The sequence below is a fragment of the Dyadobacter sp. 3J3 genome (genome assembly GCF_009801115.1).
Taxonomy (GTDB): domain Bacteria; phylum Bacteroidota; class Bacteroidia; order Cytophagales; family Spirosomataceae; genus Dyadobacter.
Genome location: NZ_VTOL01000004.1, coordinates 177842 through 193809, shown reverse-complemented (window position 1 = coordinate 193809; position 15968 = coordinate 177842). Strand labels below are relative to the sequence as shown.

13 protein-coding genes and 1 tRNA gene are annotated in these 15968 nt (G+C 38.7%); 8 read left to right on the top strand and 6 right to left on the bottom strand.

The window, feature by feature from the left end; genetic code table 11:
* Window positions 1-56 precede the first annotated feature (56 nt).
* The 3 genes from FZF08_RS10375 (at window position 57) to FZF08_RS10365 (ending at window position 2683) form a co-directional block, all read left to right on the top strand.
* Window positions 57-127, top strand: a tRNA-Gln gene (locus FZF08_RS10375).
* Window positions 128-398: 271 nt separating this feature from the next.
* Window positions 399-1004 (top strand): TetR/AcrR family transcriptional regulator, encoded by a 606-nt coding sequence (locus FZF08_RS10370; RefSeq protein ID WP_159468573.1) that lies wholly within the window; start codon window positions 399-401, stop codon window positions 1002-1004.
* A 161-nt stretch (window positions 1005-1165) separates the two neighbouring features.
* Window positions 1166-2683 (top strand): lipopolysaccharide biosynthesis protein, encoded by a 1518-nt coding sequence (locus tag FZF08_RS10365; protein WP_159468572.1) that lies wholly within the window; start codon window positions 1166-1168, stop codon window positions 2681-2683.
* A gap of 3 nt (window positions 2684-2686) precedes the next feature.
* Here FZF08_RS10365 and FZF08_RS10360 read toward each other — a convergent pair whose 3' ends face one another.
* Together FZF08_RS10360 and FZF08_RS10355 are read right to left on the bottom strand one after the other, a co-directional pair.
* Window positions 2687-3445 (bottom strand): ABC transporter ATP-binding protein, encoded by a 759-nt coding sequence (locus tag FZF08_RS10360; protein WP_159468571.1) that lies wholly within the window; start codon window positions 3443-3445, stop codon window positions 2687-2689.
* A 66-nt stretch (window positions 3446-3511) separates the two neighbouring features.
* Window positions 3512-4240: an ABC transporter permease gene (locus tag FZF08_RS10355; RefSeq protein WP_159468993.1), complete on the bottom strand. Its 729-nt coding sequence runs from the start codon at window positions 4238-4240 to the stop codon at window positions 3512-3514.
* A gap of 62 nt (window positions 4241-4302) precedes the next feature.
* On the opposite strand from FZF08_RS10355, the gene FZF08_RS10350 reads away from it, so the two are divergent.
* The 3 genes from FZF08_RS10350 to FZF08_RS10340 all read left to right on the top strand — a co-directional run bounded on the left by FZF08_RS10350 (window position 4303) and on the right by FZF08_RS10340 (window position 8074).
* On the top strand, window positions 4303-5013 hold the full coding sequence (locus FZF08_RS10350; RefSeq protein WP_159468570.1) for an SDR family oxidoreductase: 711 nt from the start codon (window positions 4303-4305) through the stop codon (window positions 5011-5013).
* 73 nt (window positions 5014-5086) lie between these two features.
* Window positions 5087-5995 carry an ROK family protein gene (locus tag FZF08_RS10345; protein ID WP_159468569.1) on the top strand — a complete coding sequence of 303 codons (909 nt, stop codon included), beginning with the start codon at window positions 5087-5089 and terminating at the stop codon, window positions 5993-5995.
* Window positions 5996-6079: 84 nt separating this feature from the next.
* Window positions 6080-8074, top strand: coding sequence for a T9SS type A sorting domain-containing protein (locus tag FZF08_RS10340; protein WP_159468568.1), 1995 nt, complete (start codon window positions 6080-6082; stop codon window positions 8072-8074).
* 19 nt (window positions 8075-8093) lie between these two features.
* On the opposite strand, the gene murB is transcribed toward FZF08_RS10340, so the two are convergent.
* Window positions 8094-9104 (bottom strand): UDP-N-acetylmuramate dehydrogenase, encoded by a 1011-nt coding sequence (gene murB, locus FZF08_RS10335; protein WP_159468567.1) that lies wholly within the window; start codon window positions 9102-9104, stop codon window positions 8094-8096.
* Between the two features lie 123 nt (window positions 9105-9227).
* On the opposite strand from murB, the gene FZF08_RS10330 reads away from it, so the two are divergent.
* The gene (locus tag FZF08_RS10330) at window positions 9228-9782 is read left to right on the top strand and encodes an SPOR domain-containing protein (protein WP_159468566.1); all 555 of its coding nucleotides are present in this window, start codon (window positions 9228-9230) and stop codon (window positions 9780-9782) included.
* Between the two features lie 61 nt (window positions 9783-9843).
* Entirely contained in the window at window positions 9844-10956 is a 1113-nt protein-coding gene (gene gmd, locus FZF08_RS10325; protein ID WP_159468565.1) for a GDP-mannose 4,6-dehydratase, read from the top strand.
* A 437-nt stretch (window positions 10957-11393) separates the two neighbouring features.
* Here the strand turns inward: gmd and FZF08_RS10320 are convergent, their stop codons facing one another.
* From FZF08_RS10320 to FZF08_RS10310, 3 genes are all read right to left on the bottom strand, one after another.
* Window positions 11394-11852 (bottom strand): thioredoxin fold domain-containing protein, encoded by a 459-nt coding sequence (locus FZF08_RS10320; protein WP_159468564.1) that lies wholly within the window; start codon window positions 11850-11852, stop codon window positions 11394-11396.
* Window positions 11853-12083: 231 nt separating this feature from the next.
* Window positions 12084-14054, bottom strand: a complete 1971-nt coding sequence (locus FZF08_RS10315; protein ID WP_159468563.1) for an SdrD B-like domain-containing protein — start codon at window positions 14052-14054, stop codon at window positions 12084-12086.
* A gap of 187 nt (window positions 14055-14241) precedes the next feature.
* A complete protein-coding gene (locus FZF08_RS10310) occupies window positions 14242-15624 on the bottom strand; it encodes a proprotein convertase P-domain-containing protein (protein ID WP_229216485.1) in 1383 nt (460 codons plus the stop codon).
* Window positions 15625-15968: the final 344 nt, after the last annotated feature.

Genomic DNA, 15968 nt, shown 5'->3' with positions numbered 1-15968 from the left:
TAAAATACTTGACAACTTAAAATTTCGTATTACTTTTGCACCCACTAACACGGTATTGGCTGATGGTGTAATGGTAACACAGGACATTTTGGTTGTCTCGTTCAAGGTTCGAGTCCTTGTCGGCCAACAACTTTTTAGCGAAGAGCTCATTTTTAATGAGCTCTTTTTTTATGTCAATATACTGACACATTTCGTCTTCACCTTGCTTGTAAAAATCGCCCTAAATCCCCTATTTTATACATTTTTCCCACAAAATACCTCCACTTCAAAACCTGAATTTTCCTTTTACTAGATATTACGAAACAAAAGCACAAAAAAGGTTACTTGCTTTTTACAAAATGATAATTATTTACGGATGAAATGTTACATTTACTATGTATAACCTAAATGCACCGTAAATGAAAATCGACACAAAAGTTAAAAAAAGAGACCGGGAACGGACCAAGGGAAAAATCCTGAAGGCCGTTGGTGAGGTCATTGAGCAATTTGGAACTGAAAAAGTTGGGGTAAACCTTATTGCCAGAACAGCCGGAGTTAACAAAGTTCTGATATACAGATACTTTGAAAGCGTAGATGGCTTGATGGAACAATATGTAAAATCAGGAGAATACGTTTCCACCATGGGAGACGATTATATAGATAACATGGGAAACATCCCAGCCGAAGAACGCGGCAAGGCATTAACCAGCCTGATGAACACCTTCCTTAGCGATTTACGCGAGCGTAAGGCCACACGCGATTTGTTGAGATGGGAAATTGGTACGGGTAAAACAATGCTGTCAGATGCAAGAAATCAGGTCGCTACACGTATTGTTGACAAAATTGGTGACCTGCCAAATTGCAAGGATACCAGCGCTCTGATGGCTTTTCTAACCGCAGGCATTTATTACATGACTATTTCAAGTGATTATCGCGAAAAAATGATTGATGTAGATCTTCATTCTGACGAAGGATGGAAACGTATAACAAATGTCATTGAAAGCATTATTGTAAATGTTGCTTAGATAAATCAGAAAAATATCAAGAGTCCTTTTGAATGAAAGTTCAGAAGGACTCTTTTTTGTGGTTGATAATAATAAAACGGAACCTCTTCACGTATATTTGTGCCGGAGAAACTTACGGTAAAAGTGACATATAACCTCCGCTAAAAGGTAAAAGTAACAATATGAGTGTCCTGAAAAAGCTAGCCGGCGAAACGGCTATGTATGGTTTAAGTACGATGGTGGGTAGAATGCTTTACTACCTGCTTGTTATGCTTCATACAAAGTTATTTTTGCCAGAACAACTTGCAGTACAGGTACAACTTTACGCTTATGCAGGTTTATCTCTGGTTGTGTACACATTTGGGATGGAAAGTGCGTATTTCTATTTTGCCCGAAAGGAAAACGATCGTCAGAAATATTATAATCTCGTTCTCAGTGCCGTCATTCTGGTAAGTATTTTCTTATCTGGTTCAATATTCGTTTTCGCAGATACTATTGCTAAAATGATAGAATACCCCAATGAGGCAAAACTGGTCCGCTGGATGTCTGTTATAATGGCTATTGATGGTATTGTTTCAATTCCATTTGCACGGCTAAGGCTTGAAAAGAAAGCTAAACAATTTGTTACAGCCCGGGTTGCCAATATCCTGATGAACATTGCCCTTAACTTTTTCTTTTTGATTATTTGCCGGGATATTTATGAAGCGCGTTATCTGGAAGTTTTCAAGCCGTTTGTAGATTTATTCTATACTCCGGAAGCAGCTCCAGGATTTATCGTGTTGGCTAACCTAATAGCTAATCTAATGTTCTTTCTGTTTTTATATAAAGAGTTTATCGATTTCAGGTTTGTGTTTGACATGACATTATTCAAACCTCTCTGGGTTTATGCTTTTCCCCTTTTTGTCATGAATCTGGCAGGTGTTACGAATCTTCTTTTTGACCGGACATTTTTACAGTACCTATTGCCGGAAGGTTTTTATCCTAACCGTACCACAAAAGATGCGATTGGAATTTATGGTCAATGTCTGAAACTTTCGATTTTCATGAATTTGGCAATTCAGGCATTTAAATATGCGGCCGAACCTTTTTTCTATTCAAAAGCAGAAGATAAAAATGCTCCGACCGTTTTTGCGGATGTAATGAAATGGTTTATTGTTATCTGTGCTACCATGTGGGTAGGCATTTGCCTGAATCTGCATCTACTAGCAGATCTTTTTCTCAAAAAGAAAATATTTCATGAAGGACTGGCTGTTGTTCCCTGGCTCCTAATGGGATTCCTGTTTCTCGGAATTTATTACAATCTGGCAACCTGGTTCAAATTATCCAACAGGACACAATATGGTACTTACATTACGTTAACCGGAGCATCCATTACGATTGCGTTGAATGTCATACTTGTCCCGCTAATAGGATATCTGGGTTGCGGAATTGCATTTTCCGCATCAGGGCTTGTTATGATGACTTTATGTTATTATTACGGACAAAAATATTACCCAATTCCTTATCACTTAAAATCCGGATTGTGTTACATTTTTGGAGGTGGTGTATTTATTTTACTCGATGCTTTTTTGATCCCATCCGGAACGCTAAGCAATATGGTTTACCATATGCTTTTCTTTATCTTATTCTGCATTATTGTAATTTTCTCAGAGCGCAAAGCTTTACCAGCCCGTTTTCAAAAAATTCTCAGCTTCAAATAATTACTAGCAATTACTTTCCTTAGCAGCATCACGAAGTAATTTATTGGCAAAAATGAATTCATTCAGTTCCGGAACTGTCGTTTTCGTAATGTCCGAATTTACGCCTTCCCACAATTTATCACCCTGATAAAGAAACATCACATTTTGTCCGATTTCCATGACCGAGTTCATGTCATGCGTGATAATGACGGTCGTGATTTTATATTCATCTGTAATTTCTTTGATCAGTTCATCAATCTTCACCGATGTGAGCGGGTCCAATCCTGAATTTGGTTCATCACAAAAAAGATACTTCGGATTCATCACGATTGCACGGGCAATACCTACACGTTTTTTCATCCCACCACTGATTTCAGAAGGCATTCTTTTGCCGGATGCTTCCAATCCTACACGCTGAAGACAAAAATCAACTCTTTCCCTTTTTTCTTGTGGTGATATATCAGTCAGCATATCCAGTGGAAAACGTACATTCTGTTCAACAGTCTGCGAATCAAAAAGTGCTCCTCCCTGGAATAATACGCCCATTTCCCTGCGTATGGCTTGTTTTGTATCCTTATCTGAATTGTAAAAATCCCGTCCGTTGTAAAGCACATTACCCTGATCCGGTTTGATTAAACCGATCATACATTTTAACAATACACTTTTCCCGGTACCGCTTCCACCGATAATAAGATTTATTTCTCCTTCCTTAAAAACGCTCGAAACACCTTTAAGAACTGCTTTGCCATTAAATGCTTTGTTGATATCTTTTATTTCAATCATTTGCCGCTAAATAATTTATTCAATTGCCATAAAATACGGAAAGAAAAAACGACTGCGAATTTTCCATTATAATAAGAGCTGCGCCAGTAAATAATCCGCTATTAAAACAGAAATACAGCTATTTGTAACAGCCTGCGTACTTGCCTTTCCTACTTCCAACGCTCCGCCTTTTGTAAAAAATCCCTGATAGGAAGAAATGGTAGCAATTAAAAATCCAAAGACGAAAGGCTTGACACACATAAAAAACAAATTATAGGGAACAAACGAATCACGGATTCCATACAAATAATCTCTTTCCGTGATAACACCTGTCAATGTTCCCGCCAGATATCCGCCAAAAATTCCTAAAAACGCAGCCAATATGACCAGCATAGGAAATGTAAACATTGCTGCCAGTACTTTTGGCATAACCAGATAAGAAGAGGAATTAATCCCCATAACTTCCAATGCATCAATCTGTTCTGTAATCCGCATCGTTCCCAGCTCACTGGCAATGTTGGAACCTACCTTTCCTGCAAGTACAATACAGGTAATGGTGGGGGCAAGTTCCAGTATCTGCATATCACGTACAATGAGCGCTACGGTAGAAACAGGTATAATAGGACTTACCAAATTATATGCCGTCTGAATACAGGAAACGGCGCCGATAAATGTGGAAACAATAGCCACAATAAAAATGGAACTGACGCCAATACTTACGCTTTCTTCCATAAAACGCCGCCAGTAAACAGACAATTTCTCACCTTTGCCAAAAAGCGATCCTAAAAAAAGAAAGTATTTTCCGATTACTGATATCATATCTTAATTGTATTCAATATTTTCGGGAAAATTAGACAAAAAAAGAGCCAAATAGAAAAATGAATCCATTAGTAGTAATAACCGGAGGCACGAAAGGAATTGGAAGAGCATTGATTGAACGGTTTTTGGCAGGAAGTTTTGATGTTATTACCTGTGCCCGAAACGAAAACGATCTTTTATCACTGCAAAGTGATATGAAAACGCAATTTCCGGATTCGGAAGTTTATTTTCAAAAAGCAGATTTATCGCTGCGCCCTGAACTTGACAGTTTTATCGATTTTATAAAAAATAAGCAGCGACCGGTAGACGTACTTATTAACAATACGGGCGTATTTATTCCGGGGCAAATCCATAATGAAAGTGAAGGCACGCTGGAAAAAACGATGGAAACTAATCTTTACAGCGCCTATCATCTGACACGTGGTGTGATTGAAAAAATGATAACCTCCAAAAAAGGACATATTTTTACAATCTGTTCAACCGCAAGTATTACGGCTTATCCAAACGGAGGTTCTTATTGTATATCAAAATTTGCTCTGTATGGAATGACGAAAGTGCTGCGTGAGGAAATGAAACCGCACGGCATAAAAGTTACCGCTGTACTTCCGGGTGCAACTTTAACAGACAGCTGGCAGGGAACTGATCTTCCGGCTGAAAGATTTATTGATCCGAAAGATGTGGCAGAAACCATCTGGGGAGCTTATTTACTGTCTCCCAGAGCAGTTTTGGAAGAAATTTTAATAAGACCACAACTCGGAGATCTGGATTGATTAGTAAAGAATAAAGCATTTTTGCTAAATTGCCACATTTTTAAAATTATTTATAAAACCCTTATTTCATTTCATGGAACAATACCTTGGTATAGACGTGGGCGGTACTAACGTAAAAATGGGGATCGTTGACGCTACAGATGGGAGAATTTCCAATTTTTATAGCCACGATACCGCCAGCTGGCGCAGTTCAGGACATTTTATAGAACGGCTTGGTGACGCAATAGCTTTGCAATTGGTTGAATATCCTGAAGTTAAAAGAGTAGGCATAGGCGTTCCCGGCCTGATATCACGCGACCGTACCACGTTACTGGAAATTACAGCTATCCCTGAAATTGATGGTATTGCCATTGTTCCGGATTTGAAAGCACGTTTTCCACATCATGATTTTTATCTTGAAAATGATGCAAATGCAGCAGCATTAGGAGAATATTATTTTGGAGAAGATAAACTTCCTGAGGATTATATTTTTGTAACACTCGGTACCGGTATTGGCGGCGCAGCCATTATTGATAAGAAAGTTTTCAAAGGCGGTGGCGGAAACGCAATGGAGCCTGGGCACGTACCCTCAAAAAACGGTAAAGTACTGGAACGCAACATTGGTAAAAAAGAGCTGCTTGATATGGCACATACCATGCGCGCAACTTTTGCCGGGAAAACACAATTGCCGGATAACGGAACGATTTCCACTACCGGACTGGTTGCAGCTGCCGCAGCAGGAGATGAACTTGCCAAACAGATTTTCCAGGAAATGGGATATTTGTTAGGTGAAGGATTGGTATCAATGATTCGTATTCTTGATATTACTACAATCCTGATTGGAGGCGGTATTTCAGCTTCTTTCGAATATATTTTGCCAGCGATCAATGAAAGATTTGCTTATTGGCTTACTCCCTATTACATGAAAACAATCAGCATTAAGCGTGCAACCCTGGCAAATGACGCCGGATTGTTAGGGGCTGCTTCTTTATGTTTTGATTAATAAAATATTTTTTGCCTCGAGGGCGGGACATTTCATCTGAAATGTCCCGCTTTTTTATCTATACACCACCCTCTTATTCATATCATGTTTAAAGTAATACTCTCCTTTTGTCTTTGCTATATAGTTTCAGGATTATCCCATTTACAGGCCCAACAATTCGACCTTGCTTATTTTGACAAACTACCGCACGATAAACAACTTTTTGGAAGAGATAGTACAAACTTTGCAGACATAATAATTTCAGGAACAATTCAAGCCCCTGGCTATTCCTATATCTCCATTGTCAAATACCGAAATAATACCAGAAACGGTTATCTGAAAAGCAGCCTTTTCAAAGCCTCTAATAATGCTCCTTTCAGTTTAAATACAAAAATCAATGCGGAGCTGGCAGAATATGCTTTTGAGGTTTATGCCTGTAAATCTTCAAAAGATTCAAGTCTGATTGTCAGGAGAAATGACGTCGTTGCCGGGGATTTCTATATTATTTATGGTCAGTCAAACGCAGTTTCCTGGGAGGTTAATTATCCTTACAGAAACGAATATGCGAGGACCTACGGCTCTGCAGGCGGACCACTGCTGTGGGGTTTGTCGAATGAACTGACACAGCGTGTCGGAATTTTTGGTATTGAATTCCAAAGAAGAGTTGCAGAGAAATACCAGATCCCAACCTGCATCATTAATGGTTCCGCAGCGGGAGCTTCCGTTGTTCAGCTAACGGCAAGAAATGAAAATAATCATTCTGACCCGATAAGCCAGTACGGTGCATTGCTCAATGGCGCCCAGCAAACAGGATTGATACCTTTCATAAAAGGAATGTTTTATTGGCAGGGTGAAAATGAGGCGTCAGGTGGCGACCCGGAAATTTGGGGATCACGGTTTGAAAAAATTGTATCACAATGGAAGGAGGATTATCCGGCAACTCAAAAAATATATGTCTTTCAATTGCCCTTATTCGGCGGTGGTGCCTACGACGACCGGATTGGAGTGCTTCGTGAGCAGCAAAGAACACTGGAAACAAATCATCCGATTATCCAGTCGTATGCGGCGCTTGGTGCCCCCGAATGGAATGGGTTTCACTATGGATTGGATGGGTATCTGAAAATTGGTCAGGATCTCGCTGAAATGGCCGGATATTTTCATTATGGACAAAAGGAAAAAATCACTTCTCCAAATCTAAAAAAGGTATTCTATTCCTCGCCGCAGAAAGACGAAATAACAATGGTATTTGAAGACTATCAGGAAATGGTTTATCCCAATGATACGCTGACGACTAACATCGAAGGAAGCCAGGAACCAATTTCGAACTATTCTGTTAAGGATTTCTTTTATCTAAACAAGGAATGGCAAAAACTTAAATCCGGCAGAGCTGAGGCGAATAAAATTATTGTTAAGCTGAAAGAAGTCGGAACCGATTCTTTAATCAAATATTTACCTTCAAAATATCATCATTCCGGTTTATCGAGTGCGCCCTGGGTTTACATTGGCCCGTTTTTAAAAAACACGAAGGGATTTCGCGCTTTTGCATTTCATCATCAAAAAATTGCTCCGTACACGGACCTTGGGGCAATGACACTGAGTTCTTCCGAAGTTGAGAATAATGTAGTGTTAACATGGAATCAGCTGCAAAATATTACCGGTTACATATTAGAAAGATTTGATGGAAAAGACGCATCAAGATCTCATGAAATTATTTATTTGCCAAAAACAGATACAGAATATACTGACCTTTCAGCCAAAACGGGAATAGCCTATACTTACAAAATCAGAGGTTATTCCGATACGTCAGAATCCGGACTATCTTCTCTTGAAGTTATCAAGAAAAGTGGCGATAATTCAGAAAACCTGGATATAACGGTTTATCCCAATCCTGTCACTGAAATCGTAAACATCATTTCCAACTCAGAAAAAATTCATCAAATTCAAATATTCACGAAAAGTGGATCCAAAATAAAAACAATTACCTATTCTCAACAGCAATGGGTGACTTTGGATCTGAAGGATTTTCTTGCCGGAGAATACTTCCTACAAATTCAGGTTGGAGAAAAATATATTGGTCGTAAAGTTATGCTGGCCAAATAAAAATTTAAAGCCAGACCTATTACACAAAATTAACTTCGGCGCTCAGGTCAATCCCGTACTTTTCTTTAACAGATTTCTGTATTTTTTCTGAAAGTGCCTTGATTTGAGCGCCCGAACCTCCACCATAATTTACCAAAACCAGTGCCTGGCGCGCGTGAACACCAATATCACCTTCACGGTAACCTTTCCATCCAGCCTGTTCAATAAGCCAGCCTGCCGGTACTTTTACAAAACCAGTAATGGTAGGATAACCCGGAACAGTTGGGAAATCCAATCTTAACTTATCAAATTGTTCTATCGGAATTTCCGGGTTTTTGAAAAAACTACCTGCATTTCCAATTTCTGCCGGGTCTGGGAGTTTACTTTCCCGAATGCGAATTACTGCTTCACTTATTGCTTTGATGGAAGGCGTTTCAACATTCATTTCTGCCAAAGTTTTCTGAATGTCGCCGTATTCAACATGATAAACCGGTTTTTTATTTAAGCGAAATACCACACCGGTAATGACTAATTTTCCTTTTAAGGCGTGTTTGAAAATACTTTCCCGATAGCCAAACAGACACTCCTCTTTTGAGAAAGTTTTCATTTCAGCAGTTTCCATGGAAATCGCTTCAACAGTTTCGACTACATCTTTTATCTCCACACCATAAGCACCGATATTCTGCATTGGCGCCGCTCCTATTGTTCCCGGAATTAACGACAAGTTTTCAACACCTGCATAACCATGTTCCACACAATACATCACGAAATCATGCCATTTTTCGCCCGCTCCCGCGTGAAGCCACACAAAATCCTGATCCTCTTTTATAAGCTCGATTCCCTTTATTGCTATTTTAATTACCAATGCATCAATATCCTGAGTGAACAGAATATTACTACCGCCTCCTAAGATAAACTTGGGGATTTCTTTCCAGAGTGGGTTTTTAATAATATCAGCGAGTGCCGCGGTTGATTCCGCTTCTTCAAAAAATTGCGCCCGGGATTCCAGCCCGAAAGTATTAAAATGGCGCAGGGAAACGTTTTCTTGCATGGGTTTAAAGTTGATATCGTGTAAGCTTGGCAAAGTTAGGTATTAGATTCAAAATAGCACAGGAAGATGGTTTATCTATCCATTTTTGGTTAAGTTTGTGAGTTTGTTACCAATCACTTCATCATGTTGCTGAAAAAGAAAATATTTTTGCTGGTAATTCCTTTTGCTTTTCTGGCTCTTTCAGGATGCAGCAAGAAAACGACCGCCAACATATCATCAGCCGATTACCGTGAAGATCTGACTTCCGTAAGGCCAAGGTTTGATTATGTTGAACCGGTTGCCACAAAAAAAACCGAGTCACAGCCGGTTGATAATGTTTATAAAAACAGCGACAAGCCGTTAAATGTCAATAAAAAACTCCAGACAGTTTTGGATACCATGGCTCAGCAAAATAAAGCCATACGATATATCAGCGGATACAGAATACAACTTTATGTAGGCAATGTGCGCCAGGAAGCTGATAACGCAAAATCATACATTTATCAGTCGTTCCCGGATCTTAATCCTTACGTTTCTTATTCCCAGCCGACATACCGTGTAAAAGCCGGAGATTTTATGTATCGCAGTGATGCAGAACAATTCCTGGAACAAATCCGTGGGCAATATTCGTCAGCGGTGATTCTTGCAGACCGGGTTGAAATAAAGCGCAGTTTGCTGATTCGTCTTCCCTCAGAATAGATTAAATTTAAGAATTCGCTAATAATTTTACCTTTGTATTTTATATACATACTAACTTATAATGAAAAAGGCACTAATTACAGGTATTACAGGTCAGGATGGAGCCTATTTGGCTGAATTGCTTTTGAGCAAAGGCTACGAGGTACATGGCATCAAACGCCGCAGCTCACTATTCAACACGCAGCGGATTGACCATATCTATGAAGATCCGCACGAAAAGAATGTACGTTTCCACTTACACTATGGCGATCTGAGTGATTCTACCAACATCATTCGTATCATTCAGGAAGTACAGCCTGACGAAATATATAACCTGGGCGCTATGTCCCATGTTCAGGTAAGTTTTGAAGAACCGGAGTACACCGCCAATGTGGACGGAATCGGAACGCTCCGGATTCTTGAAGCTGTTCGTTTATTGGGTTTAACCAAGAAAACAAAGATATATCAGGCTTCTACTTCCGAACTTTACGGCTTGGTTCAGCAGGTTCCTCAATCAGAAACGACACCCTTCTATCCACGTTCACCTTATGCCGTTGCAAAATTGTACGGGTACTGGATTACGGTGAATTATCGTGAAGCTTACGATATGTTTGCGGTGAATGGAATTCTTTTCAACCATGAATCACCATTGCGCGGAGAAACTTTCGTTACCCGTAAAATAACCCGCGCCGTTGCCAGAATTGCCTTAGGCTTGCAGGATAAAGTTTATCTTGGCAACCTGGACGCACAACGTGACTGGGGCCATGCAAAAGATTTCGTAGAAGCAATGTGGCTCATTCTTCAGCAGGAAGTTGCGGAAGATTTCGTAATTGCAACCGGAATTACCACACGTATCCGTGATTTCGTACGCATGTCATTTGCCGAAGTTGGTATTGAACTGGAATTTTCAGGTGAAGGTGTTACTGAAATTGCGAAAGTAGCTAAATGTAACGATCCGGCTTATCAGATTGAAATTGGGAAAGAAGTGGTTGCCATTGATGCAAAATATTTCCGCCCGACAGAAGTGGAATTGTTGATCGGCGATCCAACAAAATCAATGACAAAATTAGGCTGGAAACCAAAATATGATTTGGCGGCTTTGGTGAAAGATATGGTTACCGCCGATGTAGCCTTGTTTAAAAAAGATCAGCTACTTGAAAATAGCGGGCACAGGGTTATGAATTATTTCGAATAATCTTCTTTAACAAGTATAGTCATTTGTTGTCAGGTTTTGTCATTTATAGTCAGGGGTATTTTGCTCTTGCTGGATGACAGGACTTGACAATTTTTGTTTTTAAACACTTTATGGGAAGTCAGGAATTGTCACTCTTTGTCAGGTTTGGTCATTTGTTGTTTGGGATTGGTAAGCCCGTGAGGAAATGACTATACTTGACAATAAATGACAGTTTTTCAATTAAATTCAAAGATCAAAAATTCGCTGACCAAACTTCACAACTTTAAACGAAATCAGGTATGGCCAATCAATGACCATACCTGACAACACTTGACGATAAATGACTTATTTCAAGAAAATTCAATTATCTAAAATCCCTTGACTACATTTCACAATAAATGACAAACCCTGACCTTTATTTCAAAAACTTTCAAGTATCTAAATCCCCTGACTAAAAATTAAATAGCTGGAATTGCTTTCCCGATACTTACAAGCGTTTCAGGATTTTGATATCCGATTACTTGTTTTACAATTTTCCCATCTCCATCGATGAAGAAAAGTGTTGGGTAACCTTCCAATGGATATTTCTGAGCCAGTTTTGGACCTTCACCGCTTTCCATATCAACTTTAACGTTAATAAATTTCTGGTTAAACAGAGCACCAACTTCCGGCTTCGTGAAAACATTTTTTTGCAGTAATTTACAAGGTCCGCACCATGTCGTGTAAGCATCAAGGAAAATTACTTTTTTCTCCGCTTTTGCTTTTTTAAGAATTGAAGCCCAATTCCCTTCTGTAAATTTTATCCCTGCATCTGCCTTTACTTTCGTTTCTTTTTTTCTGCCATCCGCTGCTTGTGCTGTTGAAAAAGTCAATGCAACTACTGCAAGCAAATAAATAATGTTTTTAAACCCTTTCATTGCTCTGGTTATATTATAGTTTGAATAAATACTTAACGAAATTACCTAACCGGTTTATTTTATTAAACCATTTTCAAGCAGATAGGTTCAAATAATTAACCTGAAATATAGACTAACATAACTATTTTTTTAACAAAAAAACAACCCCCGCAGATATGCATCTGACGGGGGTGCTTCACTTTTGCTGGGTTATTATGACGTCTAATGGCAAGAGAAGTATTTTCAATTGCCTTATTTAGCAATTAAAACTTTATAACTATTTGTTGAACCATTGGTCCCCGTCAGGCTGACGGCGTACAATCCGGATGGAAGATTTTTAACGTCAATACCATCAACAGGGGCTTTCGTAGATTGATATACCGCTCTTCCGTTTAAATCAAAAAGTTGAACTTTACCAATTTTTGACCAGTCATTTACTTTGAACTGAATACGATCGGCTACCGGATTCGGGTAAATCGTGACCTGATTTGCGATTTCCAATGTAACACTACGTATGCTGCTGTAAGCAAATGTTCCGTCTTTGTCGATCATTTTAAGACGATATAAATTTTCGCCATTCGACGGGTTTTTGTCAGTAAAAGAATAAGTTATCCTGGTTGCACTTTCACCTGCGGCCAGTACATTATCAAGTTTTTGCCAGGTTTTTCCTGTGAGACTATTTTCAATATCAAAACTTTCGCTGTTCGTTTCAGCAGAAGTGATCCATTGTAATTGTACAGTTTCATTTTCTTTATCAGCGTTAAAGCTGATCAAGGTAACCGGTAATGGTGTGCTTCCCTCGTACATACCCGCATCAACAGTCAGATTATCCCGTTTAACATTTCCAGCCGGAAAAGAAGTATCGATTATGATTTCACCGCTGTTGCCAGTCATATCTACATCACTGTCGAGGTCAGAAGTTGTTGAATTTTTTAAGGTAAAGAAGTATTTCCCGCCACTTGGCAAAATAAAAGTCACTTTATATGTTCCGCTTTGAAGGTCGTCAAAAAGATATTTACCGTAGCTATCTGTCACAGCGGTGACAACTTGTGTCCAACTTCCTGAGACAAATTGATACAACTGTACTTTAATACCTGTTGCAGGAAGTTCATTGTTGTTCTGGATTCCGTCTTTATTTTTATCAAACCAAACATAATCTCCGATGGATCCCAGCACCTCTACTTTTACACAAGTTCTTTTTTCAACAGTATAAACCGTCGTTACACCGGGATTGTTATTATTTTTATGATCAAAATCGTGGTTGGTGGTATTTTCGTCCCAAAACTTCATATTGGTTCCACTATATCCTCCATCACTCGAAATTGTACTTACACCATTTGTAACAATAATAGAACCGTTAGTTCCTGAAATTTTCTTGTCAATAGTCAGGTTACCATTATTGATCGTCAGAGTTCCGTTGATGAAGGCTGCACCGCGGATATTTACATCGCCTGTTACATTCATACAACCGTTATTTTGAAATTCTTTCCCAGGACCTTTATCTCCTATGATAAACTGACAAGCAGAACTTCCAAAACTTCCGCATAAAGTATTTATTTCGCCATCGTTTAGAATAGCTCCATGGTTGTAAAAATAACGGCTGATATTAATGACACCCGAAGCCTCATTTTTAAAACGTTTCGCGTCAGCATTTTCAAGACTGCTGAATTCCATGGAACCGGAATTCTCAATTACGTTATTAGTACCAAAAACAATCAAAGACGGTGCCGTCGCAATCAACTTAGACTTGGCTCCCATGTTATAAAATGAGAATGAATCTCTGAATTGAATTGTACCGGTATTTGTAAAAGTAGTAGTACCCTGATTATTGATCAGCAAATTACTCCCGACTCCGCTTGTATTGGTATTAAGAAAACCGCCATCCTGAACATTGATGTAGGAAGTATTGCCGCCATTAAAATTATCGCTGCTGTTATAAGTGAAAGTTCCATAAACATTGATACTGACAGAGCCATCAAAATTTGTTCCGTTAGTCTTTGTCCAGCTTGCGCCCGTAGCTATACAAATAACGTTTCCTGTACCGCTAACATTGATATTAATATCTCCAATTGAAGAAGTAATAGCAAGTGTTTTATTGCCATTAAGCGTGTAATTGCCGCCAGTTACTGCTGTAAAATCAGCTGTGGGGCATTGTGCAAAAGCCTGATTTGCCAGAAGCAAAATCATTGTTGGTATAAACCATTGGTAAAATAATTTTTTCATAATAAAAGAGGTAGTTACACTAATAATCTGGCTGAGTTAAATAATTTAATTGGTAATTAATTTTTCAAAAACTGAGTAAAATAATATTCTTAATCTCGCTCCTTGCTAGGTGAACGCATTGAATTTCAAGCCTCTGACTTTTCAGTCAGAGGTATTATGTGATACTGGGTTATATTTTGAAGAATGCTTATTCCTGTTTTGAAATCAGGATCGGCATTGTAAAAGTATTGTTGGACTTATTTTTTTCTTTATAAATTCCGGTTGGGTCAACTTCAATCTCTAACACGTAATTTCCTGATTTTAAGCCTTTTGGGAGCGTAACAAACTGACCTTCGTACATCATCCCATAGGTATCATAACCACCGACGCTGATTCCCTGCTTTAATGATTTGCAATCCACATAATTGCCCAATCCGTAATTGATCAGGTTTTTGTCTCCGTAAGTCTGTCCATTCAACACACAAAGACTGTCATTATTGTTACAAATCCCGGAATCAAACAGGCAGTAACTTACTTTACTTCCTTTTGAAACCAATTGTCGTTTGACAACCTTTCCGGTTTTGTTTTTAATTTCCTTTACTACTCTGAATTCCACCCAGTCATCCACGTGGTAGTGATTATGACCTGGTTTATCATCGTAATAATTGGTTCCGGCAATACGATCTGATGATGTAAGTTTATCGCCGTTTTTTTTATATATCCGTTGATTAATCTGCTGACGCGGGTGCGTTTTATCTTTGCAGATCACCGTCGAATCTTTAACTTCCTGTGTGTTGCAGTACCATTTATTATTACCAAAAGCTTCCATTGGCCCATCTCCAATATTAGCAATTGAGGCTGCTAAGCGCAATTGTCCTGGATAATACGGATCATTCCAGGGATATTCTTTCACCTGATCCGTGGTAAGCCTTTGCAGTATTACCAAATCCGGAAGCAGTTCACAATCCGACGTTCCATCTGCACATTTACAGCCCGTTCCGTCTTCCATTGAACAGGGGCTGACATCTAAATCAGGTGTTGGATTTTTGTCAAAATCAAGTGTCAGGAAATTAATTGTACCCTTCTCGCCCGATCTCAAATCCTGCACCATCAGATACCAGATGCCATTTGGATTTTGCCCGTTGTTCAAAAAACTTATTCTGCCATCCGGAATATATTCACCCGTAAATGGTGCACTTGCCTGATGCACATAACCAGAAAAACCGTTAGACCGAAAGCAAGTATTGGTATAATTACTTCCAAAATCTTTCCCATTTCGATTTGTAAGCCATATACTGGTACCATCAGGACTTAACAATTCTATTTTCAGATCAGAAACCCGGGGGTGAACAATGGTAAAACAGATTTTTGAAATGCCAAAATCAAGTCCTGCCTTAGAATCCAGACCCGTTACCTTTATTGGAAACGAATCGATTTTAAATATCCCCTTAAAATCATGAATTGTTCCACCACTTGCATAAAAACTTTGCGCATTGGCAACTAAAATCATACAAGAAAGGAGTATGATCAAACTAAATTTTGCCAGAAAAATTTCTATGCGAGGCGTTCCACGCAGGATACATTCATTCATTCTTTAAATTCTTATAATTGTGACTTTGCAGATTAAATTAAGAGAAATAATTCCGCTAATCTAATTTTTTCTACAAACTCACGCCTTAGAGGATCAAGTTTTGCGATTATGAGTGTTTTCGATTACAACTCAATACTTCCCATGTGCAAATGTAAAATCATTAATTATCAATACTTTAAGAAGAAATTGGAAAGTTACACGTATTATTTTATCTCAATTGTAGAATTATGTATAGGCTAATTCCCAGCTATTTCTATTTCTGTAACGAACTACTAACTATATACGCATACTAATCTATTTGAAACACTTTGTTTTATACAGCTGTGAATGTAGTACTAACTAAT